This window comes from Terrimonas pollutisoli, assembly GCF_029360765.1.
Taxonomy (GTDB): domain Bacteria; phylum Bacteroidota; class Bacteroidia; order Chitinophagales; family Chitinophagaceae; genus Terrimonas_B; species Terrimonas_B pollutisoli.
Map to the genome: position 1 here is coordinate 47084 of NZ_JARKNA010000010.1, position 22402 is coordinate 69485.

The 22402-nt window shown below is 41.5% G+C and carries 18 protein-coding genes; 6 read left to right on the top strand and 12 right to left on the bottom strand.

Features of this window, described 5'->3' with window-relative positions:
* Positions 1–60: 60 nt before the first annotated feature.
* The 3 genes from P2W73_RS16130 to P2W73_RS16140 all read right to left on the bottom strand — a co-directional run bounded on the left by P2W73_RS16130 (position 61) and on the right by P2W73_RS16140 (position 3881).
* A complete protein-coding gene (locus P2W73_RS16130; RefSeq protein ID WP_276503108.1) occupies positions 61–2229 on the bottom strand; it encodes a TonB-dependent receptor in 2169 nt (722 codons plus the stop codon).
* 57 nt (positions 2230–2286) lie between these two features.
* The gene (locus P2W73_RS16135) at positions 2287–2598 is read right to left on the bottom strand and encodes a DUF6660 family protein (RefSeq protein ID WP_276503109.1); all 312 of its coding nucleotides are present in this window, start codon (positions 2596–2598) and stop codon (positions 2287–2289) included.
* Positions 2599–2939: 341 nt separating this feature from the next.
* The gene (locus P2W73_RS16140; protein ID WP_276503110.1) at positions 2940–3881 is read right to left on the bottom strand and encodes a helix-turn-helix domain-containing protein; all 942 of its coding nucleotides are present in this window, start codon (positions 3879–3881) and stop codon (positions 2940–2942) included.
* Positions 3882–4051: 170 nt separating this feature from the next.
* Here P2W73_RS16140 and lpxA point away from each other — a divergent pair, with 170 nt between their 5' ends.
* From lpxA to P2W73_RS16155, 3 genes are all read left to right on the top strand, one after another.
* Positions 4052–4858 (top strand): acyl-ACP--UDP-N-acetylglucosamine O-acyltransferase, encoded by an 807-nt coding sequence (gene lpxA, locus P2W73_RS16145; protein WP_276503111.1) that lies wholly within the window; start codon positions 4052–4054, stop codon positions 4856–4858.
* A complete protein-coding gene (locus P2W73_RS16150; protein WP_276503112.1) occupies positions 4839–5477 on the top strand; it encodes an ABC transporter ATP-binding protein in 639 nt (212 codons plus the stop codon). Before lpxA ends, P2W73_RS16150 begins: the two co-directional genes overlap by 20 nt.
* 84 nt (positions 5478–5561) lie before the next feature.
* A complete protein-coding gene (locus P2W73_RS16155; RefSeq protein WP_276503113.1) occupies positions 5562–6773 on the top strand; it encodes a rhodanese-like domain-containing protein in 1212 nt (403 codons plus the stop codon).
* Positions 6774–6775: 2 nt separating this feature from the next.
* Here P2W73_RS16155 and P2W73_RS16160 read toward each other — a convergent pair whose 3' ends face one another.
* The 4 genes from P2W73_RS16160 to tsaE all read right to left on the bottom strand — a co-directional run bounded on the left by P2W73_RS16160 (position 6776) and on the right by tsaE (position 11245).
* A complete protein-coding gene (locus tag P2W73_RS16160) occupies positions 6776–9013 on the bottom strand; it encodes a cation:proton antiporter domain-containing protein (RefSeq protein WP_276503114.1) in 2238 nt (745 codons plus the stop codon).
* Between the two features lie 114 nt (positions 9014–9127).
* Positions 9128–9487 (bottom strand): hypothetical protein, encoded by a 360-nt coding sequence (locus P2W73_RS16165; RefSeq protein ID WP_276503115.1) that lies wholly within the window; start codon positions 9485–9487, stop codon positions 9128–9130.
* 81 nt (positions 9488–9568) lie between these two features.
* The gene (locus P2W73_RS16170) at positions 9569–10783 is read right to left on the bottom strand and encodes an alanine dehydrogenase (RefSeq protein WP_276503116.1); all 1215 of its coding nucleotides are present in this window, start codon (positions 10781–10783) and stop codon (positions 9569–9571) included.
* Between the two features lie 42 nt (positions 10784–10825).
* Entirely contained in the window at positions 10826–11245 is a 420-nt protein-coding gene (gene tsaE, locus P2W73_RS16175) for a tRNA (adenosine(37)-N6)-threonylcarbamoyltransferase complex ATPase subunit type 1 TsaE (RefSeq protein ID WP_276503117.1), read from the bottom strand.
* Positions 11246–11371: 126 nt separating this feature from the next.
* On the opposite strand from tsaE, the gene P2W73_RS16180 reads away from it, so the two are divergent.
* Positions 11372–13522: a heavy metal translocating P-type ATPase gene (locus tag P2W73_RS16180; RefSeq protein WP_276503118.1), complete on the top strand. Its 2151-nt coding sequence runs from the start codon at positions 11372–11374 to the stop codon at positions 13520–13522.
* Between the two features lie 66 nt (positions 13523–13588).
* Positions 13589–15568 carry a RecQ family ATP-dependent DNA helicase gene (locus tag P2W73_RS16185; protein ID WP_276503119.1) on the top strand — a complete coding sequence of 660 codons (1980 nt, stop codon included), beginning with the start codon at positions 13589–13591 and terminating at the stop codon, positions 15566–15568.
* 15 nt (positions 15569–15583) lie between these two features.
* Here P2W73_RS16185 and P2W73_RS16190 read toward each other — a convergent pair whose 3' ends face one another.
* The 4 genes from P2W73_RS16190 to P2W73_RS16205 all read right to left on the bottom strand — a co-directional run bounded on the left by P2W73_RS16190 (position 15584) and on the right by P2W73_RS16205 (position 18882).
* Positions 15584–16231, bottom strand: coding sequence for an SDR family oxidoreductase (locus tag P2W73_RS16190; protein ID WP_276503120.1), 648 nt, complete (start codon positions 16229–16231; stop codon positions 15584–15586).
* Between the two features lie 51 nt (positions 16232–16282).
* The gene (locus tag P2W73_RS16195) at positions 16283–17833 is read right to left on the bottom strand and encodes a helicase HerA-like domain-containing protein (protein WP_276503121.1); all 1551 of its coding nucleotides are present in this window, start codon (positions 17831–17833) and stop codon (positions 16283–16285) included.
* 89 nt (positions 17834–17922) lie between these two features.
* Positions 17923–18456 carry a Uma2 family endonuclease gene (locus P2W73_RS16200; protein WP_276503122.1) on the bottom strand — a complete coding sequence of 178 codons (534 nt, stop codon included), beginning with the start codon at positions 18454–18456 and terminating at the stop codon, positions 17923–17925.
* Between the two features lie 48 nt (positions 18457–18504).
* Positions 18505–18882: a co-chaperone GroES gene (locus tag P2W73_RS16205; RefSeq protein ID WP_276503123.1), complete on the bottom strand. Its 378-nt coding sequence runs from the start codon at positions 18880–18882 to the stop codon at positions 18505–18507.
* Between the two features lie 145 nt (positions 18883–19027).
* Here P2W73_RS16205 and P2W73_RS16210 point away from each other — a divergent pair, with 145 nt between their 5' ends.
* Positions 19028–19723, top strand: coding sequence for a response regulator transcription factor (locus tag P2W73_RS16210; protein ID WP_276503124.1), 696 nt, complete (start codon positions 19028–19030; stop codon positions 19721–19723).
* Positions 19724–19814: 91 nt separating this feature from the next.
* On the opposite strand, the gene P2W73_RS16215 is transcribed toward P2W73_RS16210, so the two are convergent.
* Positions 19815–22229, bottom strand: a complete 2415-nt coding sequence (locus tag P2W73_RS16215; RefSeq protein ID WP_276503125.1) for an outer membrane beta-barrel protein — start codon at positions 22227–22229, stop codon at positions 19815–19817.
* Positions 22230–22402 lie beyond the last annotated feature (173 nt).

Genomic DNA, 22402 nt, shown 5'->3' on the forward strand with positions numbered 1-22402 from the left:
GAATTCCTAAAGTTGAGCATTGAGAATTGAACATTGAAGATTGAACATTCTCACCCGTTCTTAAAGCTTCAATTTAATTCCGCCATTTATCACAAACCCATCCAACGGCGCATAAATATCTTTGAACACCGGGTTATCGATCGATCCTGTATAAATGCTGCCAAATCTTGTTTGCCTTGTATCGAGAAAATTTTCAAAATTGATATACAAAGAAAATTTCTCCCAAAGTTTTTCCACCATGAAGCCATTGATCCAATAAGGTTTGCCGGTGCTGCCATCGCTTAGCTTTTGTTTGCTGAAATAATAACCTTCCAATCCAATCTTCCATTTATCTTCCACTTCATACAACAATACCGAATTGAACCGGTGCCTTGATGTGAGATAATTTTCTGTTTTACTATTTCCTTCATGCAGGTAAGCTTTAGTAAATGTATAACCCAGGAATAATTTAAAATCACTATAGCCCAATTTAACATTGGTTTCCATTCCCCGGCTATCAATATGACCACTCATTGTATAAAATCGATAGTTGTTACCATCCGGTTGCAACAATAAAGGATCGGCAATGCGGGTATAAAAGAAAAGATGATTGATGCTGAAACTCACATCGCCATCAGCAAATCTTGTTTTATAATTGATATCTGCATTTACACCATAGCTGCGTTCCAGTTTATTCGTGTTATCATCTACCGGCAATACATTTTTATATTGCAGCCTTTCACTTTCTTCTGTAAAGATGGTTGGCGTTTTATAACCCAATCCGCCGCCTATGCGGGACGAGAGTTCGGGAGTAAAATTGAACAGGGCGGAGATTCTTGGTAAAAATGCAAATCCATAATCCCTTACCTGGTCGCCTCTTAAGCCCGTCTCCACACTAAACTTATTGGTGAGCTTCAGATTGTTTTGTACAAAAGCACCTATTGTTATTTGGTCATAATTTCTCAAGGGAGTTGACGTAGTTTTCACCTCACTGAAATGATCGGTATAAAGATTGAGGCCGGTAATCCATTCTGACCTGTCACCATGATAAGCATAAGTGGCTTCCGTAAAAGTTCCATTTTGTGTGCCATTAAATATATATCCCGGCAAACTCATCACCCGCTTAAAGTGATTGAAGCTGTTCTTTACTGTTATGTGGCTGCATTTACCAAAACGATGTTCCAAGCTGAATTGAGTACTGATACGATCACTGTTGTTTTTTTCAAAAAAGCCTGCTGATTTTTTTCCTTTGATGAAATCAACATCACCACCAGTTCTGTCTTCAGTAGTTAGATTTACTCCCAAATTCAATTGAGTATTCTTGTTGACGTACGCAAAGAATTTAGGATTTAATGTATATCGTTCAAATTTTGGGATAGCAGTTAAACCTATATCCGCCGGATCGTATGCTTTATTACTATTTCTTGAAGCGAATATCGTCGTTCCAATTTTTCCAAATCTTCGTCCAAAAAATCCGCTGGTGTTTAAACCACCGCCTGAAGTGGCATCCAGGTGAAATTTCAATTCTCTTTCTTCTGCTGGTGTTTTGGAGATCAGGTTGACCAGGCCCGCGATTGCCCCACCGCCGTATAAAGTGGAGGCAGATCCTTTGATCACCTCGAACTGCTTAAGGTCTAAAGGAGGTGTTTGCAACAAGCCCAGGCCACTGCTGAAGCCTGCATATAAAGGCAATCCGTCTTTCAAAATTTGTGTGTACCCGCCGTCAAGACCTTGTATGCGAATAGATGCGTTGGCTGAAGTAGCAGAAGTTTGTTGGGTTTGAATACCCGTACTTTCCGTTAATACCATCCGGATATCACCCGGTTTCATATTAGCCTTTTCATCCAATTCCTCCCCGGCGATAAACTCGATCCTTGTTGGAATGTTCTGTATGGTTCTCGTACTCCTGGTGGATTGAACAATCACTTCTTCCTCTTCCTCCTCTTCTTCGGCCCGCAATAAAATTTCATATGGCTCCGCTCCCGCATAGGGAATGTTTATGTTTTCATGCCTGGATTGAAACCCGGTATACGAAAAACGAAAAATGTATTTTCCGGCAGCCAGCCCGGTAAATGTCGCAAGCCCTGCTGTATCTGCCGCAGTTCCTTTTTTAAATGCTACGATCAAAGCGGAAGCTCCTGCCAATGGTTCGAAGGTTTCAGCATTTTTTATTGAAAAACTGATGGAATGTTGTGCGAGTAATGTAGTACTGCAAATCATTGCAGCCACACATAGCAATATTTGTTTCATGCGTAAGAATTAGGTTAATAATATAAAAATCTCCGTCATCCGACGGCGATAACAGTATTAACCCAACCGGGGTGGTTGCCAAAACTCGTAATGAACATCGGGGATTATTGAAGGGATAAATCCCGTATAAACTTGTAGCACCGGTAAAGAAATAACTTCAAAGTGAACTGTATCGATTGTAACCGAAACGGCGGCACATCCTTCACAATTAAAAAAGGGCGAACAGTTGCCGCAATCCTCGTCACCATTTTCATGAGCGGCCAATTGCTCCGTTTTTGCTTTATCATCCGGACAGTCATCCACCAGGCAGCAAGGAAATACTGCCAGCAGTAACATATAAAAGGATAATATATAAGCAAACCATTTCATGAAGATGCAAAACTAAAACCGTGATGGAAACAAGAAAAATATAAGGAGGAATTTATTATCGCAACAACAGTTCAACCCTCCTAAATCCTCCCTAAAGGGAGGACTTATCAACGCACAGCCCTCGCTTGTCGAAAATTCTTCAATGTAACCGGAGTCTGTCGAAAACTTTGTTATGTGACCGGAATCTTCGAAAATCCTGATAGAGATATTGAGTTGATGTGGTAGTGATGCAACCGGGATTAGTGACAGAGCATCGTCCTTTTGAGAAGATATCTTCGCAAAGTAAGGGCTGTGTATAGCGAAGTCTTACGCCAGTTGGCGGAGAGATTTAGAAGGGATCCCTATCTCAACAACAGCTCACAAGGTTTTAAACCTGTGTGCTTTTTAAATGCTGTAGAAAAATGTGAAATAGAAGAATAACCTAGGAGCATAGAAACCTCGGTAACACTCAGTCCTTTTTCATATAAAAGAAAACGGGCATGTTCCATTCGCTGGCTTTGATAAAAATCGAAAATGGTAGAACCGAACATTTCTTTAAACCCTTTTTTCAGGTAGCATTCATTCATCGCCACCTTACGGCTCAACTCCTTAATGGTAATAGGTTCGCCGATATGCTGGATTAATATTTCCCTCGCCCTGGTTACTTTTTCCCGGTCGGCTTCATTAGCCAGGAACTTGCAGTTGATCACATCAATCTCTTTATCGCCAATCATGCAATCCATGCTGTACAGCAACAGCATCTGCATCTGCGCATTGATAAAGATATTTTCCAGGCTATCGGTATAGTTATGATTGAGTAATGACTCGATCACCATTCTTGTCTTACTGCAAAGAGGTAGTATTTTGGTAAATGAAGACTCTCTTTTAAAATTCAATATATCCTCACTTAACGTATCGTTTGAGTTCCGGGGCTTTACAAATTGTGATAATAATGCAGGTGAAAACCGAAAACCCAGTACATCAATGCTTTCTTCTTTATCAGCACAATTATTGGAGATGCCTGCTTTGCACTTGTTGCATTCAGTTCCCCTGGACCGGCAATACATATTACCGGCTACGCAAAACTTCAACTCCAGGTAATTTTTTCCCGGATCTTTTTTCTCGTAATGGTACACCATGATCCCGGTATCTTCAATATTCCATTGAATATTTCTGCCGTATCGTTTAATGGAATACTGTACTGAGCCCGGCATTTGCTGTTCTTTCTCCTGCAAAAGCAGGAGCTGCTCCTGCATAGGAGCTTGCTTGTAAGCCAGCGTTAATATATCCGGGGGATTGAACATGAGTTGCAAATTTACAGTCCAAACACCGATTTTGAACACTGATCTTAATCAAAAGCAGGTTTTACCGCCGGGTTTTAAAAAAAATCCATTTTTTGGCCGTCCCGATAGCTATCGGGATTACCTTTGCACGGTCTCCGCTTATGGCGGAGGTTTTTTTATATAAAAACTGCATGATTCATCCACATACCTATATTCACCCGAATGCAAAGCTGGCAACTAACGTAAAGGTTGATCCTTTTACAGTTATACATCAGGATGTGGAGATTGGTGAAGGCACCTGGATAGGATCCAATGTGACGATTATGGAAGGTGCCAGGATCGGTAAAAATTGCCGGATTTTCCCCGGTGCCGTGTTAGGAGCCATACCCCAGGACAGAAAATTCGACGGCGAAAGAACTACCGTTGAAATTGGCGATAATTGCACAATTCGTGAATTCGTGACCATTCACCGTGGTACCTCAGACCGGATGAAAACGGTGGTGGGTAATAATTGCTGGATATTGGCTTATAGCCATATAGGCCACGACTGTATTATTGGGGATAATTGTACCATCAGCAACAATTCGCAATTAGCAGGGCATGTGGTGTTGGGCGACTGGGTGGGTCTGGGAGGCGTTTGCGCTATTCACCAGTTTGTGCATGTAGGATCACATTCATTTATATCAGGCGGCTCCCTGGTGGGAAAAGATGTGCCGCCATATATCAAGGCTGCCCGCCAGCCACTTAGCTATGCCGGTGTTAATTCCGTTGGTCTCAAAAGACGTGGCTTCACGGTTGAGAAGATCAATCATATTCTTGATATCTACCGCATCCTGTATAATAAAGGGCTAAATACTTCGCAGGCACTGGAATTTTTAGAAGAAGAATTTCCGGCCACCGACGAGAGAGATGAAATTGTGACTTTCATCAATGAAAGCACCCGGGGCATCATCAAACGTTTTTCAAAAGCCAACGGCGATGAAGATAATTCTCTCTGATGTAGGCAAACGCTTTAACCGGGATTGGATATTTCGTCATTTCACCTACACTTTTGAACAGGGTCGCTCCTATGCTATAACGGGTCCCAATGGCTCCGGCAAATCAACCCTGCTGCAGGTATTAAGCGGCTCCATGCATTTTAATGAGGGGAGTTTGAGATATGAAAGTCAGAAGTCAGAAGTCGGAAGTGAGAAATTGGAAATCCCTCATGAAAAAATTTACCAGCATGTTTCGATCTGCGCTCCTTATTTAGAGGTGGTGGAAGAAATGACGCTGAAAGAATTTTTGGATTTTCATCATGGGTTCAAACCTTTTTTGCCTGACATCACTACTGGTTCCATCATTGCCAGGCTTGGCCTGGAAAAAGCCGCGGACAAGCAAATTCGTTATTACTCATCGGGTATGAAACAAAGGGTGAAACTGGCCCAGTGCATTTTTTCCGATACTACATTGGTATTACTGGATGAGCCTTGTACCAATCTTGATGTGGCCGGCATTGAATTATATCACCAACTGGTCAGTGAATACTGTGATAATCGACTCGTGGTTGTAAGCAGTAATGATAAGGTAGAATATAGCTTTTGTAAAGACGTGATCAGCATCAGCGACTATAAATAATTTATTTCCGACGGACCTTTTATACCAACGGTAGAGACCTCCCCTTCCAATTTCAGTAATTTACAATAGCTAAAGCTCTTCTATATGAAAAAGTCTCTTCATCTGCTGCTTTGCCTGTTCGGCATTTCAATGATACCGAATGCCCAAAACAATTACAATGAAATCAGCCTCCCGGCACTCATGGAGAAAAAACAAAAAGGTGACGATAATATCGTCATCGTAGATGTAAGAACCAAAGGCGAATACTGCGACACTGTTTCAAGGGGAAAACAATCCAATATTGGCAAGATCAAAGGCGCTATCAATATTCCCCTGCAGGAATTGCAGAAAGACCCCGAAGCAGTAAAACAATTGGATGCTTACAGGGACAAGGATATTTACCTGATCTGCTCTCATAGTTACCGCAGCCGCGCCGCTTCCAACATTCTTTTAAAAAATGGATTCACTCATGTCAATAATGTACGGGGTGGGATGACAGAATGGTTCCGGCGTTATGATGATCTGGCGCCTTACCGTACGCAATTTTATGAAACAGCAAATAGTTATAAAAATATCTCACCGGCGCAATTACTAAAGCTTCTTTCATCCGGAGAAAAGGTGCAACTCATCGGCATAACGAATGAGCCACGGTTTTTATGGGATTCAGCAACGATAAGATTTTACCAGTATTATCCCGCTTTTAAAAATGCGGTTTACTTTAATTATGCTGATTCTCTCAAAATACTTGAGCAGATACAGAAGAATAAAACAAAACCTGTTGTACTATTCAATATGGTGAACAATGGTGCAGCGGAAACGACCGAATGGTTGACGCAAAAAGGTATTTCCAATGCCGCTTATCTTGTCGGTAACAGTTATTTGTTTTATGAATTTTTCCGAAATAAAAACCCCGGCCAAAAGACAAACAAGTTTATCAAGTCTAAAAGCAATATAGACTTTATAACCGCTCCTAATTATTGCAGTAAATTAAAAGCCGGCAATATAGTCCTCGTAGACCTGCGGCACGACAGCCTTTACAATAAAGTAAATAAAGGCACAAAACATGAGTATAAACATTTGACCAATTCAGTTAATTTTTTTGAAGGAAATGGCATTGACCAGTTTGAACAACAATTCACCGATAAAATGAAGAACTATGTTTTTATCTCTGAAAATGGTATCGATGGATTGGCACTTGCAGATGACTTAACAAAAAAGGGATATACCATCAGTTGGCTGATTGGTGGCTTGCAACGCTGGGAATGGTATATGAATAATGTGGAGAACTTTGGATGCAATGATTCACTTGTAAAATAGGGTCAGTTAATAGCGTGAATAAGTTTTTTCTCACCCACGATCCAAACGATATCGCCTAACTCAAAGGTCGTAGAGGATTCGGGATTAAGCAGGCGTTGCCCGTTTCGTTCAATACCAACTACTAAGCCATTGGTGCTGGTACGAATTCCCGAATCCCGGATAGTTTTATGAATAAAAGGAGAGTCAAAATCAATAGTGAATTTATCCAATTCCACTTCAGTTTCTTTTTGGTTTTCCATCAATTTTTTATCGGGACGAAGAATTGCATTCATCTTTTTTTCCTGCGCATCTGTGCAGATGATGAATAAGCGATCGCCGGGAAAAATGCGATCGATCTTTTGTGGTGTCGTGATCGTTATCTGTCCCCTTTTTATCATGGCTACATTTACCCCGATCAACTCCCGCCAACGAAGCTCTTCTAATGTTTTTCCGATAATGTTTACTTCGGGCTCTACTTCAAATGTCGTCATATGAGCATCCCAGGGCGCCAATTCAACATTTCTTTTGCCAGCCTGCAATTCCAGTTGCTTTAATTCTGCCTGCAGTTCCCTGTCATTCAAATTTTTTATAAACCGGCTTTCAATACTGTCGTACAATACCTGGATCTTTTTTCGAAACATGGCGAACAAGCTGATCATAAAAATAGCTGCATATAATGCGATAGCTAATGAAAAAAACCTATTTAACAGGAAGATGATCGAAAATAAAGCCAGCGACAATTTTATACCCCGCATGAGCCAGATAGGACCGCGGTATTTTTGTTGTGCATAAATTTTTGCGAACGACTCGTTCCGCTCATTCCTCACCACCAATCCCCAAAGAAAAGGCGCCATCAACAATAATGTAACTACAGCCGCAGTGATACCGCCAAACGCATACGATGTATGAGAAGCTACCCAGGGCTTTACATGCACTGATGAGAGATAAACGATAGCACCTACCAACACTGAAAAAAGCACCACATTGATGATAAAGGACTTTACCACCTGTTGAAAATCATTCGCAGCAGTTATTATAGTTGCGTCGGAACTATACCGGTTCAACGAGGCCCGCCATTTTTCAGGAAGCCGCTTATCGATCCAGTTGTAAAGCGGGGCTCCGGCTTTTATTAAGTAAGGTGTTGTGAAGGTTGTAATACCTGACACTGCGACAATAACGGGATATAGAAAATTACTCGTGACATTCAGGCTAAGACCTAAAGCAGCTATAATAAAAGAGAATTCACCAATCTGTGCCAGGCTCATGCCTGTTTGTAATGAAACTTTTAGTGAATTACCCGAAATAAATGCGCCAACACCAGTTGTGACAACCTTACCCAGGATACAAATAACAGTGATAAGGATAATTGGCACTACATAGTCACCGATCATTTTCACATCGATCAGCATGCCAACAGATACAAAAAAGATAGCACCAAACAAATCCTTTACCGGCTTAACCAGGTGTTCGATCCTTTCAGCCTTGGTGGTCTCCGCCAATAAGGACCCCATGATAAACGCACCCAAAGCTGGTGAAAAGCCTGCCTGCGCCGCCAGGTACACCATCAGCAAACACATTGCAATCGATACGATCAGCAATGTTTCATCTGACATCAGGTTTTTTGCTTTCTTTAAAATGGTAGGAATAAAAAATATCCCTGTTACAAACCAAAGTATTAAAAAGAAGATAAGCTTCAGGATGGAAAGAAGCATTTCTGTACCGACAAACTGCCGGCTCACCGATAAGGTCGTCAGCAGTACCAGGATGGCGATGGTAATAAGATCCTCTACGATCAGGATACCAAATACAAGTGTGGCAAATTTTTTCTTTTTCAAACCCAGTTCTTCTACCGCTTTGATGATAATGGTAGTGGATGAAACTGCCAGGGCAGCTCCAAGGTAAATACTATCCATCGCTGACCAGCCCAGTACCTGTCCGCAGGCATACCCTAATGCAGACATACCAATTGCTTCCACAAAAGCCGACACGGACGCTGAGCCGCCTACCTGTACTAATTTTCTGAAACTGAATTCTAGACCCAGGCTAAATAAAAGAAAGATCACCCCTATTTCCGCCCACACATTCACACTTTTTGTTTCCATAATGGAAGGCAACAAGGTAAAATTGGGACTTACCAGTATCCCGGCAATAATGTAACCCAGCACCAATGGCTGCTTCATTTTTTTAAATAATAAAGTCATGATGGCCGCTGCGCCAAGTATCAATGCCAGGTCTGATATCAGATGGGGTAAATGATTCATACAATTGCTTTTTCCAACAAATACAATAGCTCTTAGATCATTAAAATATCCTATACCACTTCTATCACCTGGTAATGACTGGAAGAACTCACAACTAACCCGACGAACTCATTTTTACCAGAAATAATGCGAGGGAAATATATGCAACAGGTAATCTTTCAGTACTCTCTCTGCTTCGGTTTTTTGTACTGTTTCTTTTTTTGCCAGGCCGGTAATTAAATGGAAAAATCTTTCTCCATCAGCTGGCGAAGAAAATACGGTATTGGCAACCCTTGGGCCCATTCGGCTATAGAGATTGTCAGCGATATTATCCGCCTTTGAATCAAATGGAAATTGAAAAGATTTTTTTAGGATTGTAGCATTTTTTGCAGGCGAAATAGAATAACCAGGAGAAGATTTTTTTACTGAGTCCGCCGCTGAAGTCCATACAGTAACATGTATAAAACATAAAAGCAAACTGTATGTAATCAGCATTTTTTTCATTATTGCGAAGATAGCCAAAAAATGCCAACGGGTCGGCCTGTAAAGACTTCTGAAAGAATGAACGTATATAAATTAACGCTGGCTCGCAATCAGCAGGTTGAGATCGGTATACTTGAGATCAAATCGTTCACTCAAATAAAAATTAGTCAACGCTCCTTTGAAAAGATATATGCCGCTGCGAAGATGAACACGATGCCAAACCAATTTTTCAAAACCACCTTCTTCACCCGCTTCCAGCAACAACGGCATTAATACATTGCTGATAGCCTGGGAGGCCGTTCGTGAAAAGCCGGATGGAATATTGGGAACACAATAATGTATGACACCATACTTCATGAAAATAGGATGCTCATGCGAAGTGATTTCGCTTGTTTCAAAACATCCGCCGCGGTCAATACTAACATCAATGACCACCGAACCGGGCCGCATATTACTGACCATTTCTTCCGTTACTACCATCGGTGTTCTGCCGGTTTCAGAACCGAGTGCACCCACGGCCACTTCACAAGTTTTTAATTGCTTGGCTAACATCCGGGGTTCTATCACTGATGTCCACAGACGATGACCAATATTATTCTGCAACCTTTTTAACCGGTAAACACTGTTATCAAAAACTTTAACGGATGCACCCAATGCCAACGCCGCTCTCGCTGCATATTCGCCAACAATACCTGCGCCGATGATGATAACCTTGGTTGGTGCTATACCGGATATCCCACCCAACAAAACTCCTTTTCCATGATTGGCTGAACCCAGGTATTGAGCCGCTATCAGCATTACCGCACTCCCGGCGATTTCACTCATGCTGCGAACAATCGGATAAGAATCGCTATCATCTTTGAGGTTTTCAAAAGAAATAGCAGTTACTTTCTTTTCCATCATTTTTTCCAGTATCTCTGCTTTCAACACCGAAAGATGGATAGGAGAAATAATCACCTGGTTTATCTGAAGCAGGGGAAGATCTTCTTCAATTACCGGAGCGCTTTTAACCAGTATTGGCGCTCTGTACACTTCAGCTCTCTCATATACAATCTTGGCTCCGGCCTCGCTATAATCTTTATCACGGAAATGAGATGCGTCGCCGGCATTATGCTCGATTACTACCTGGTGGCCGTTGCTGACCAATACACTGACTGCATCGGGAGTTAAAGCAACACGATTTTCCTGGAAAGCAAATTCCTTGGGAATCCCGATCATCATACCCTCTGCTTTCGGTTTGATGTCTAAGGTTTCCTCTAATGTTTCGTAGCTGAATGAAGTGCTTATCCTTGGTTTTTGCTGGCTCATGGAAGTTGGCAGTCAGTAACAATACTGTTTTTTCAAAAATAGTTAATTCCTATCTATTCTGAGCCGTCGTGAAGAGGAATCTACAGTATCGATGTAAACATGCACCGTATCCTCTGGGAAAATACCCTTAGCCTTCTCAGGCCATTCCACCAGGCATATATGATCACTGTATAAGCAATCTTCTACTCCCGCTTGTATGGCTTCTTCTTCATCTTTCAGCCGGTATAGATCGATATGAAATATCTTACCGGTTCCATTTGCGTAGATATATTCATTGATGATGGAAAAAGTGGGACTACCTACTACATCTTTCACTCCTCTCACATCACACAAGGCATGAATAAAGGTGGTTTTACCGGCTCCCATGTTGCCATGAAAAGCAAATACCCTGGCATTTTCTACTAATTTCCAAAACGTGGTTGCAGTTTTTTGAATGGTCTCCAATGAAAAAATAAGTTCCATCCGGCAAATTTAAAAGAATAGCAACCCTGTTGCCAATATTCATTGTTGTAAAAATAACCCCGTTATTACTGCTCAGTAAATTTGCAACAAGATAGCCTGCCTTTTGTTATATCAATAGTAGTTATTATGGAAAAAATTCAATGGAAAGTAGAAGGCATGGATTGCAATACATGCGCAATCAATATTCACCGTTACCTGGAAAAACAAGGTATGAAGAACGTGAAGGTGAATTTTGCTACCGGTGATGTAATCTTTGATAAAGAAGGGGCTGTCGCTGAAGACAAAATCAGCAAGGGCATCAACGATCTTGGTTATAAAGTGGTGGACGAAAAATTGGCTCGTGATGGCCATAGTCATTCTCACAAACACGAAGAAGGTGGTCGAAAAATTTTTCATTCTCACCTGCAGCGGTTCTGGTTTTGTTTTCCCTTCACTGCCATTCTTATGCTTGATATGATACCCGGTGTACATTTCCATTGGCTGATGAATCCGTGGTTGCAATTAGTTCTCACCCTACCAGTTTTTATTGTTGGCATGAGCTTTTTTGGTAAAAGCGCCTGGAAAAGTATTCGCAATGGCATGCCGAATATGAATGTGCTAATCGCTATTGGCGCCTTGTCATCATTTATCTATAGCCTGTATGGCACATTGACCGGGCAGGCCGAGCAGTATATGTTTTATGAAACGACGGCCACTATTATTACGTTGGTCTTCCTCGGAAATTATATGGAGGAAGCGTCGGTGAAGTCCACGCAAAAAGCATTAAACAAATTGGCCCAATCACAGAAGGTAATGGCCAACATGATCACATACGATGATCAGAAACAGGAACATATTTTCCCTGTCGAAAGCGATCAGCTCAGGAGTGGGGATTTGATCTTAATAAAATCCGGTGAACAGGTACCTGCCGATTGCAAAATACTCTGGGGTGAAGCGGATGTAAATGAAGCTATCATTACAGGAGAAAGTATCCCTGTTCATAAAGTAAGTAAAGACAAACTGATTGGCGGCAGCATATTGGTGAATGGAACGATAAAAGGTTATGTAACTGCTGCCGGCAATGATACCGTTTTATCCGGCATCATCAACCTGGTAAAACAGGCACAGGGTGAAAAACCACCAGTGCAACAATTGGCTGATAAAATAAGCGCTGTCTTTATCCCGGTTGTTCTTGGCATTGCAGTGGTTACTTTGATCGCCAACTGGATCATTTTAAAAGACTTTACTCCATCACTGATGCGCAGCATTGCCGTTTTGGTTATTGCTTGTCCTTGCGCCATGGGTCTTGCCACGCCGGCGGCTATTGCCGTTGGTCTTGGCCGGGGAGCAAGAAATGGAATTTTGTTTCGCAACGCAACAAGTCTTGAATCGTTTAAGAATATTCAACAAGTGGTCTTTGACAAGACGGGAACTCTAACAACTGGAGAGTTTATAGTTGGCAGTTGGCAGTTGACTGCCAATTACAGTGTAACTGAAGAAGAGTTTAAAAGAATTGTTTTTTCATTGGAGAAATATTCCAATCACCCGATTGCCAAAAGCATAGCCAAAGAATGGAAAACAAAAGATGAGATCCGTTGGAAAAAAATAGAAGAAATAAAGGGGCTTGGTATGAGAGCAGAGGATAAAGAAAGCAATACCTATACAGTCGGTTCATTCAAAGTAGCGGAGAAGTTTACAAAAGATGATGGCCATAATGTGTACGTCATCAAAAATGATGAACTGCTCGGATGGGTCGATGTCAAGGATGAGTTACGACCTGAAGCAAAAGCGGTAGTCGATTATTTACATGGAAAGAATATCAAAACCATTTTGCTCAGTGGAGACCGTTATGCAAAAACAAAAGCGTTGGGTGATCAACTGGGCATTGATGAAGTGATTGCAGAACAAACACCCGAACAAAAACTGGAAAAGATTGCGGAACTGAGTTCCGCAGTTCCTACTGTAATGGTTGGAGATGGCATCAACGATGCACCTGCTTTGGCAAAAGCCACTGTTGGCATTTCTATGAGTGACGCATCACAAATAGCAATGCAAACCGCACAGGTTGTATTGATGAATCACGGATTAAAAAAACTGCCAATGGCACTGGGCCTGGGCAGACATACTTTTCTTACGATCAAACAAAATCTTTTCTGGGCCTTTGCTTACAACATTGTTGCCATTCCAGTAGCAGCATTAGGTTTCCTGAAACCAGGTTTCGCCGCTTTGGTGATGGGCCTTAGTGACGTGGTACTGGCAATCAATTCAGGAAGACTATTCGTAAAGAAGGTAGATTAATCATAGTCATCGCACCTGCTAACCAGTAGGTCAATCTTTACTACCTTCATTTTACAACAGATTTACTTGCAGGATATTCACCAGATATTAAAACAACACTGGGGCTTTGATTCGTTTCGTCCATTACAGGAAGAAATTATTCATTCCGTTTTGAATGGAGACGACACACTGGCCCTAATGCCAACAGGAGGCGGCAAATCACTTTGCTACCAGGTACCCATCATGACCAAAGATGGCACCTGCCTTGTTATTTCTCCACTGATCGCTTTGATGAAAGACCAGGTGGAACACCTGCGAAAAAAAAACATTACTGCTTATGCTATCTACTCTGGCATGAGCTATAAGGAAGTGGTCAACACTCTCAAAGTCGTTACAGAAAGTAACTGCAAGTTTTTATATGTTTCACCCGAAAGATTAGAAACAGCACTATTCAAAGAATATCTACCCGGTATGGGTATAGAGTTGATCGCTGTCGATGAAGCCCATTGTATATCGCAATGGGGTTATGATTTTCGCCCGCCTTATTTGCGAATTGCTGCTCTTCGGGAAGAATTGCCGGGAGTTCCTATTTTGGCCTTAACTGCATCGGCTACCCCCGAAGTGCAGAAAGATATTTGTGAGAAATTAACGGCCCCCTCTAAATCTCCCCCCATAGGGGAGACTTACAACAGCCTCATAAAAGAAAAAGTAATAAAAACAGAGCTGATTGGGGCATGGAAAGTTTTTCGGCAGTCATTTGAAAGAGCCAATCTTTCTTATAGTGTGTTCCATGTTGATTCAAGGATCAATAAGATCATTGAAATATTAAACAAAGTGCCGGGTACAGGTATTATTTACTGTAAAAGCCGCAAGCGAACCAAAGAGATCAGTGAACTATTACATCTTCAAAACATTTCCAGCGATTATTATCACGCCGGCCTCACACAGGAAGAAAGAAACAGGAAACAGGAAGCCTGGATCAATAACAAAATAAGGGTAATTGTCTGCACCAATGCATTTGGCATGGGCATTGACAAACCGGATGTAAGATCTGTTGTCCATGCAGACATGCCGGATTGCCTGGAAAACTATTACCAGGAAGCCGGTCGGGCGGGCCGTGATGGAAAAAGAGCTTATGCAGTTCTGTTATATGATGAAAAAGAACTTTCAGAACTTGCTGAGTTAGCTGCATTGCGTTTTCCCCCGCAGGATGAGATCAGGAAAATATATCAATCCGTCGCCAATTATCTGCAGATACCTGTAGGCGTTGGTGAAGGGATCTATTATGATTTTGATATTGCGGATTTTCTGAAAAAATTTAAACATAACAGCCACACCGTACTTTATTCATTGAAGGCCCTGGAACAGGACGGCTGGCTTTCTTTTAATGAGCAAGTCTTTCGTCCCTCCACCGTGCAGTTTACTGTCACCAAGGATCGGCTATACAGTTTTGAAGCAGACAATTCCAAACTAGAGCCAGTACTCAAAACCTTGTTGCGGGCTTATGAAGGAATATTTGATCATCCTTCCTTTATTTCTGAACTGGTAGTCGCCCAACTAATAAAGAAAGACGTAGAGGAGGTCAAACAGCAACTCCATGAAATCGACAGGACCGGTGTCATCGAATATATCCCGCGAAAGGATACACCACAATTGTATTTTTTAAGGAACAGGATAAAAACAGAAGAGCTGACCATCAACATGGCTGCTTATAAGCAACGAAAAGAAAAATTCCTGAGCCGGTCAAAGCAAATGATCCATTTTGTAAAAGAAGAATTACAATGCCGCAGCCAGGTGATCGGTTTCTATTTTGGCGATGATGCATTAAGGCCATGTGGCATTTGCGACAACTGTCTTCGCCAGAAAACAGTTGAACTAAGCAGGCAGGAGTTTGATTTCATCCATACGGCTATTTTAAAAATCACACCAGGGAAAACTATACATATAAAAGATCTGCTGCTACAACTAAATGACGTTAAAAAAGAAAAAGCCTGGAAGGTGATTGAATTCCTCCAGGCTGAAAATAAAATTAAAATTGATGATAAAGGCTGGCTCAGGTTGACATAAGCTCTTCAACCACTCTCAACGAGCATGACGGATTTTTTTGATATCTATCACCTGCAACGGTAGCGATTCAGCTTCAACAGCCGCTATAAGCGTACGAGTCATTTGATGTATCGTAACCAAAGCCATCCCTCTTGCTTTCTGTCTCCATGCCGGAACTATTTCCGCAATACCGTATAACGGCAGCAATAAAACCGGCCAGTAATGTTTTGGACCTACCACGTACCAGGGACGAATAAAAGTGCAGTTTAATCCACTCGCTTTACAATACATTTCACCATTCTTTCGCACCTGCTGGCAACTTGCCATCAACCGCGACGGAGCCATAGCTACGCTGACATAGATAAAATGAGTAACTCCTGCTTTCACGGCGGCGTCAACAGAAGCAATTACACTTCTTAAATCGATTTCTTCAAACTGTTTTGCTTTAGCGGGAGAAGGATGAGCGACACCCAGCAGCTGTACAAATACTGAATCTTTAGGGATCGATGATTCGAAAGAAAGACTGTCAAAAGGATCGGCAATCACTGCTTTTACGCCGGTCTCAAGTTTTTGTTCACTGCCCTTTCTTACAAGGCCAATAACCTGGTGACCGCGATGCAGCAGTTGTTTTATTAATCGCTGACCGATATAACCTGTAGCTCCGGTGATAAAAACGGTTTTCATTGCGTGTGAGTTAAACGATCAATACGCAATCGTAGCAGGGAAAAACAATTCCTAAAACAAACTTCTTCTCCTGCTTCTTCCACCCAGGCCCAATGCTCCCAATAAAGAACGGACGATGGTATTACCAGCGGTACGGGTCATACTTTTTACAACCGGGTCATCAAAAAATCCTTTTTCCTTTTTGGTGGTAGTTCTTGTTTGCTTTTCTTCCTGCTTCCGCCGTTCGATCTCTTCAGATCGTTCAGCTGCTTCATTTAGCTTATCGGTTAATATTTCGTAGGCGCTCTGGCTGTCGACTACCTGGTTGTACTTAGTAGCAATTTTTGATTTGCCGATGATGTTATCTATTTCCCCTTCAGACAAAATATCCATCCTGCTTCGTGGCGAGCACAGCATACAATGTACTAATGGCGTGGGAATGCCTTTTTCATTCAATATTGTCACCAATGCCTCGCCAATTCCCAGTTGTGTAATCAGGTCTTCTGTTTTGTAGTATGTTGTTTCCGGGTAGTTTTCTGCTGTTTGTTTGATCACCTTGCGGTCAGCCGCGGTAAATGCACGAAGGGCGTGCTGCACTTTTAGTCCCAACTGAGCTAACACCGAAGCCGGAACATCCATCGGGTTTTGTGTGCAGAAATAAATTCCAATTCCTTTGGAGCGAATCAACTTGATGATCGTTTCAATTTGTTGCAGCAAAGCATCATTAGCTTCCTGGAAAATAAGGTGGGCTTCATCGATGAACATCACCAACTTCGGCTTGTCCAGGTCGCCTTCTTCAGGACAGGTGGCGTATAATTCTGCCAGCAGTTGCAGCATAAATGTAGAAAAAAGCTTTGGCCGGTCCTGCAAATCCGTTACCCTAACGATGGATATAATACCACGACCATCATCACTGATGCGCATGAGGTCATCCACCTCAAAACTTTTTTCGCCAAAAAAAACATCAGCGCCCTGCTGTTGCAGCTCGATCACCTTCCGCAGTATTGTTCCTGTGGAAGTAGTCGATATTTTCCCATAACTTTTTTCCAGCTCCGCTTTTCCTTCATCGCTGACGAACTGAAGCACTTTAATAAAATCTTTCAGGTCAAGCAGGGGCAATTTGTTGTCATCACAGTATTTAAAGATCATCGCAACAAGACCGCCTTGTGTGTCATTTAATCCCAAAATTTTTGAAAGCAGTACGGGACCAAATTCACTTACGGTGGCTCTCAGCCTTACTCCTTTTTGATGACTCAATGTTAAAAGATCTACAGGATAAGCAGCAGGCTTGTACTCCAGGTTGAGCTTTTGATAACGCTCTTTAATTTTATCATTTACTGATCCTTCAGCGGCAATACCGCTGAGATCACCTTTAATATCCATCAATAAAACCGGCACACTGGCGTCACTTAATGCTTCTGCCAGTACCTGCAACGTTTTTGTTTTTCCCGTTCCGGTAGCTCCCGCTATCAGCCCGTGACGATTCATTGTTTTAAAAGGTATCTGAACATCGGCGCCACTTACCACGTCTCCATCCAACATGGCACAACCAATCTTAAAACTATCGCCCTTGAATGTGTAACCTGATTTAACTGTTTCAAGAAATTTCGCCTGGTCAGACATAAGAAAATTTTGATGGAAGGTAATAGAATTGAGAGGAATAGCAAGGGCACATATCTTATTCAAACGAAAAAGTAAGCAGGCGCATAAATTCAAAATTTAAATGTCTTTTTCAAGAGAGCAGAAACTATTTTAGCATTCACCGCCTTTTGCTCTTCAAATTTTTTTCTTTTCAAATAATAGGTAATCACTTGCTTTGAAGATGGCTCCACAATGAAATACTCTTTTACTCCGCAACGCTCATAAACCGCTTTCTTTTTTACAAGGTCATGATCCTGGTTGCCCTTCGACAAGACCTCAACGATAAGTTCAGGCACTCCATATATCTTTCCATCTTCTTTAATAATAGACAATCTTGCCGAACTGATAAAAACAATATCAGGCTGATATGCGTTTTCATCATCTAAAAAAACGTCGATAGGAGAAGCGACACATTTACCGGTTTTTGACTTATTTGTCGCAAGCCGGATCTGGGTAAGAATTTCGGAAACAACATCCTGGTGGTTGAATGATGGTGCTGGCGACATATACAAAACATTTTCGATGACCTGGCAGTTCACACCTTCAGGAAGCATTTTGAATACTTCCACTGCTGTTCTAGGCGGATGTAACGGGTTTTTAATCATAAACTATTACCTCGTTTTAAAGTTACAACTTACTTTCACATTAAGCAATTACAGATCTTCTTCCCGCTCCAGCATCAGCACAGCACTCTGCGGCACGATAAAATATTTTTCATTTTCGTAGATCACTTCTGTTGCACCGCTTAACAGGAAAATAGCGAGATCGCCTTCTTTTGCCTGCAACGGTACATATTTCACCTGTTCTTCTTCACCTTTCCAGGCCTCGTCTTCTACGGGCATGGGGATGGCATAACCCGGACCTGTTTTAATGACATAACCTTGCTGCACTTTCTCTTTTTCCTGCACGCCTGGTGGCAGGTAAAGACCACTGGCGGTTTGTTCATGCGGTTTCGTGGGCTTGATCAGTAGACGATCTCCGATTACGATTAGCTTCTTCAGCCTGTTGTCAGGTGTTATATGCATTGCCATAGTAGTATTCTTGAACAGCAAAATTAAAAAATGAGCATGAATAGGGTAAATACAGGTACTCTTAACAAAATATTAGTTAGCTGCGGCCATGTTTGGCAAATGATTTAATTTTATTTGTACGTCTAACAACTATAAAATAAAAACTATGGAAGGAAAGAAACCCAAAATTTTGTTGTGTGAGGATGATCCAAACTTAGGAAGTGTACTGAAGAACTATCTTGAATTAAACGACTATGATGTTACGCTGGAAAGAGATGGCCGTTTGGGTCTTGCCGCTTTTCAACGGGAGAAATTTGACCTTTGCCTGCTGGATGTGATGATGCCCAACATGGACGGTTTCACCCTGGCTGAAGAAATAAGAGATGTAGATCCGGATATTCCGTTGTTTTTTCTGAGTGCCAAAACAATGAAGGATGATATCATCCAGGGTTATAAGCTGGGTGCGGATGATTATATCACCAAGCCTTTCGACAGCGAAGTGCTGATGCTGAAAATAAAAGCTATTCTGAAAAGAAACGAGGAGATCAACAAGGAAACAGAGAACAAGGAATTTGACCTGGCCAGCTATCATTTTAATCCCAAACTTCGTCAGCTGTCGCATAATGGCATAACGCAAACTTTATCACCCAAGGAAAATGAATTGCTGAAAATGCTGGCCGAGCATCTGAATGATCTTTTACCAAGAGACCAGGCCCTGAAAAAGATCTGGGGTAGTGATACTTATTTTAATGGCCGCAGCATGGATGTTTATATTGCCAAATTAAGGAAGTACCTGAAAGATGATCCAAAGATCGAGATCGTGAATATTCATGGTAATGGCTTCAGACTGGTGGTACAATAGTCTGAACGGAGATTTATGAGATTTTTGGGATTGAGAGGAAACTTTCAGTCCCTTTTTGTTATGGAATATTATAAAACTTGCCAGGTATTTATCAATTTGCTTCCTTCCCTATCAGGTCATCATTGGAGACGCCTTTTTTCTTCGATACTCTTTCCTTCAGTTTGCCAAAGTTGAAAGTAAAGCCAAACGTAAATACCTGGCCAGGGTAGATGGATTTTGATTTTTTCCAAAACAAATCTTCGTTGACCTGGTTGGTAAATATCTTTTCTTTCTCAAAAAAATTCAGTGCCGAGACAGTCAGGCTTAGTTTTTCTTTCATCATTTTATAAGTAAGTCCAGTATTGTACCACACATTGCTGTTTCTTACCGATTGAAAACTGACAGATGGCCGCCAATAGCTGACCCAGCCACTCATAAGAAATCTTTTTGAGAAAGCATAACTCGTATTCATGGTGGCATAACCACTAAATCCTTCGTTAGGCGGCCTGGTTGCGTATTTGTTTCGTGCCCGGTTGTAAGTAAGGTTTGTATTTAGCGAAAAACTCCATTTAGGATTAAATCTTGTGTTCAGGTTAGCATTCATGGCCACTCTTTTATCCTCTCCCAGGTTAGCGTTCGTGTTGACTGTGACACCCGTTGCCACATCAAAAAAAGAATAATAAACAATACTATTATTGCTATAGCTGCCTGTAAATGTAATCCCCAAAAAGGTGGAGCCCATTTGAAAACGGTTTTGCATGGAGACACTATGTGAAGTTTGTGGGTCCAGTTCAGGATTACCATAAGAAATATTCAACGAGTCATTTGTATTGATAAAAGGATTGAGGTTCCAGATATAGGGGCGTTGTAGCCGTTTGCTATAGGATAGCGCCAGGCTATATGCCTTGGATAGCTTCCAGGAAAATTGAACGTTGGGCAGAAAGCTAATATAATCCTGCTTCACCGTAGTTTTAGAAGTTACAAAATCTCCATGTACCAGGGTTTTTTCGACACGCAGGCCAAATTTATAACTGCTTTTTTTTGTTTTTAGATTATAGATGCTATAAGCACTGTAAACATCCTGTTCATAGTTAAAATAATCCGTATTCCTGGGCAATGGCTCATATTCCGCGGCGGCATCATATTTTACCAGGCTTTTAAAATCTGAACTGGCTCTTCGCATGATCAACTTTGTACCTGCTTCCAGCCGGTGATTATTTCTAAATGGAAGAATGTAATCCATTTGTGCTATGAATTGTTCATTATCCGCATCATTGTTGTTAATGATATATCGTTTGCCCGAATAACTATCCTGCACACTATTCATAATCGATCCATCTTCTCCCCTGTCGGCACTTAGCCTGATAGAAAATTCTTTTTCCTTATTCCTTCTTCCTTTCGAAATAAAATCAAGACCGATATTTTCTCCTGGATAAACCGTATGATTGGTTTCATTGAGATTCGCCGTGATCGGGGGGTCAGCCAGAAATTCCGTGGTTATATAGGTGTTCGAAAATGTTTTGTTATCGCTATTGTAACGCCCGGCATAGAGAGAAAAAGTGTTTACACTATCGGCTTCAAAAACCAATTCAGCATTTTCTGAAGTACCATATGAATTGACAATCGTTTTTCCCGCCAGCGTTCTGCGGCTGTATACGCTTGTAATAAAAGGGGTAGTTTGACTATAGGAACTGCTGGGCACTTTATCGCCATTATTAAGATAGTGAGAAAGACTAAGTCCCCATTTTCCCAGTTTGACCGACAGGTTGCCGCTATGATAGTACTCCTGGTTGGTAGTATAGTTTGCCGTCAACGATCCATTATAGCCCTTTGTTTTTTTCTTTGTAATAATATTGATAATGCCGCCCACTCCTTCTCCGTCATACTTTGCAGAAGGCGATGTAATCACTTCAATCTTTACGATAAGCGATCCCGGAAAACCCTTTAATGCATCTTTTACATTTCGGGCAAACATGGATGTCTCTCTTCCATTCAGCAGCACTTTAAAACTGCTTTGACCATTGACAGCAATATTATCCGAACCATCTACGGTTACAAAAGGTGTTTTTCTCAAAATATCCATCGCCGATTCTGTTTTGGCCAATGGATCGTTTTCAACATTAAAAATCACTTTATCTTCTTCCACTTCTACCAGCGGCTTTTTGGATTCAATCGTTACCGCCTTTAGTTCTGTTCCTTTTCTGGCTAATACTACTATCCCCAATTCTATCTGCTGACTAACAGTAATTGTTACTTGTTGTTGCTTTGCTGCAAATCCGGTATGTGTGATTTGCAGTAAATAGCTACCGGTGTCTACTTTCGAAAAATTGAAATGGCCTTTTTCGTTGCTGTAAGTAGTCTGTAAAAATGTCTGCGGGTTTTGCAGGTATGCAAGCGTTACAGTAGCAAAAGCGATTGGTTGATCAAGACTATCTTTTGCAATGCCGTTGATGCTTCCCGTTTTTACCTGCGCATGGATAGACAAACAAAGAAAATGAATAACGATCAGGGTAAGTGCTTTTCTCATCTGCTAGCTTTTGATTCATTGACAGATGATTCCTCATAGCAAAGGAATTAACGACTTTTCATAATGATGGAAATAAGGCCAGGGTTTCTTTGAGGAAAATGGTTGTAGCAGTAAGAATTATGCTCTCAAACTTACAATCTATTTAGGAATAGTGAAAGGATTGGGCCACCAAT

Excerpts from the sequence above, each read along its gene's own strand:
- P2W73_RS16130 (WP_276503108.1), bottom strand. The coding sequence starts at position 2,229 with ATGAAACAAATATTGCTATGTGTGGCTGCAATGATTTGCAGTACTACA.
- P2W73_RS16135 (WP_276503109.1), bottom strand. The coding sequence starts at position 2,598 with ATGAAATGGTTTGCTTATATATTATCCTTTTATATGTTACTGCTGGCA.
- P2W73_RS16140 (WP_276503110.1), bottom strand. The coding sequence starts at position 3,881 with ATGTTCAATCCCCCGGATATATTAACGCTGGCTTACAAGCAAGCTCCT.
- lpxA (WP_276503111.1), top strand. The coding sequence starts at position 4,052 with ATGATTCATCCACATACCTATATTCACCCGAATGCAAAGCTGGCAACT.
- P2W73_RS16150 (WP_276503112.1), top strand. The coding sequence starts at position 4,839 with ATGAAGATAATTCTCTCTGATGTAGGCAAACGCTTTAACCGGGATTGG.
- P2W73_RS16155 (WP_276503113.1), top strand. The coding sequence starts at position 5,562 with ATGAAAAAGTCTCTTCATCTGCTGCTTTGCCTGTTCGGCATTTCAATG.
- P2W73_RS16160 (WP_276503114.1), bottom strand. The coding sequence starts at position 9,013 with ATGAATCATTTACCCCATCTGATATCAGACCTGGCATTGATACTTGGC.
- P2W73_RS16165 (WP_276503115.1), bottom strand. The coding sequence starts at position 9,487 with ATGCTGATTACATACAGTTTGCTTTTATGTTTTATACATGTTACTGTA.
- P2W73_RS16170 (WP_276503116.1), bottom strand. The coding sequence starts at position 10,783 with ATGAGCCAGCAAAAACCAAGGATAAGCACTTCATTCAGCTACGAAACA.
- tsaE (WP_276503117.1), bottom strand. The coding sequence starts at position 11,245 with ATGGAACTTATTTTTTCATTGGAGACCATTCAAAAAACTGCAACCACG.
- P2W73_RS16180 (WP_276503118.1), top strand. The coding sequence starts at position 11,372 with ATGGAAAAAATTCAATGGAAAGTAGAAGGCATGGATTGCAATACATGC.
- P2W73_RS16190 (WP_276503120.1), bottom strand. The coding sequence starts at position 16,231 with ATGAAAACCGTTTTTATCACCGGAGCTACAGGTTATATCGGTCAGCGA.
- P2W73_RS16195 (WP_276503121.1), bottom strand. The coding sequence starts at position 17,833 with ATGTCTGACCAGGCGAAATTTCTTGAAACAGTTAAATCAGGTTACACA.
- P2W73_RS16200 (WP_276503122.1), bottom strand. The coding sequence starts at position 18,456 with ATGATTAAAAACCCGTTACATCCGCCTAGAACAGCAGTGGAAGTATTC.
- P2W73_RS16205 (WP_276503123.1), bottom strand. The coding sequence starts at position 18,882 with ATGGCAATGCATATAACACCTGACAACAGGCTGAAGAAGCTAATCGTA.
- P2W73_RS16210 (WP_276503124.1), top strand. The coding sequence starts at position 19,028 with ATGGAAGGAAAGAAACCCAAAATTTTGTTGTGTGAGGATGATCCAAAC.
- P2W73_RS16215 (WP_276503125.1), bottom strand. The coding sequence starts at position 22,229 with ATGAGAAAAGCACTTACCCTGATCGTTATTCATTTTCTTTGTTTGTCT.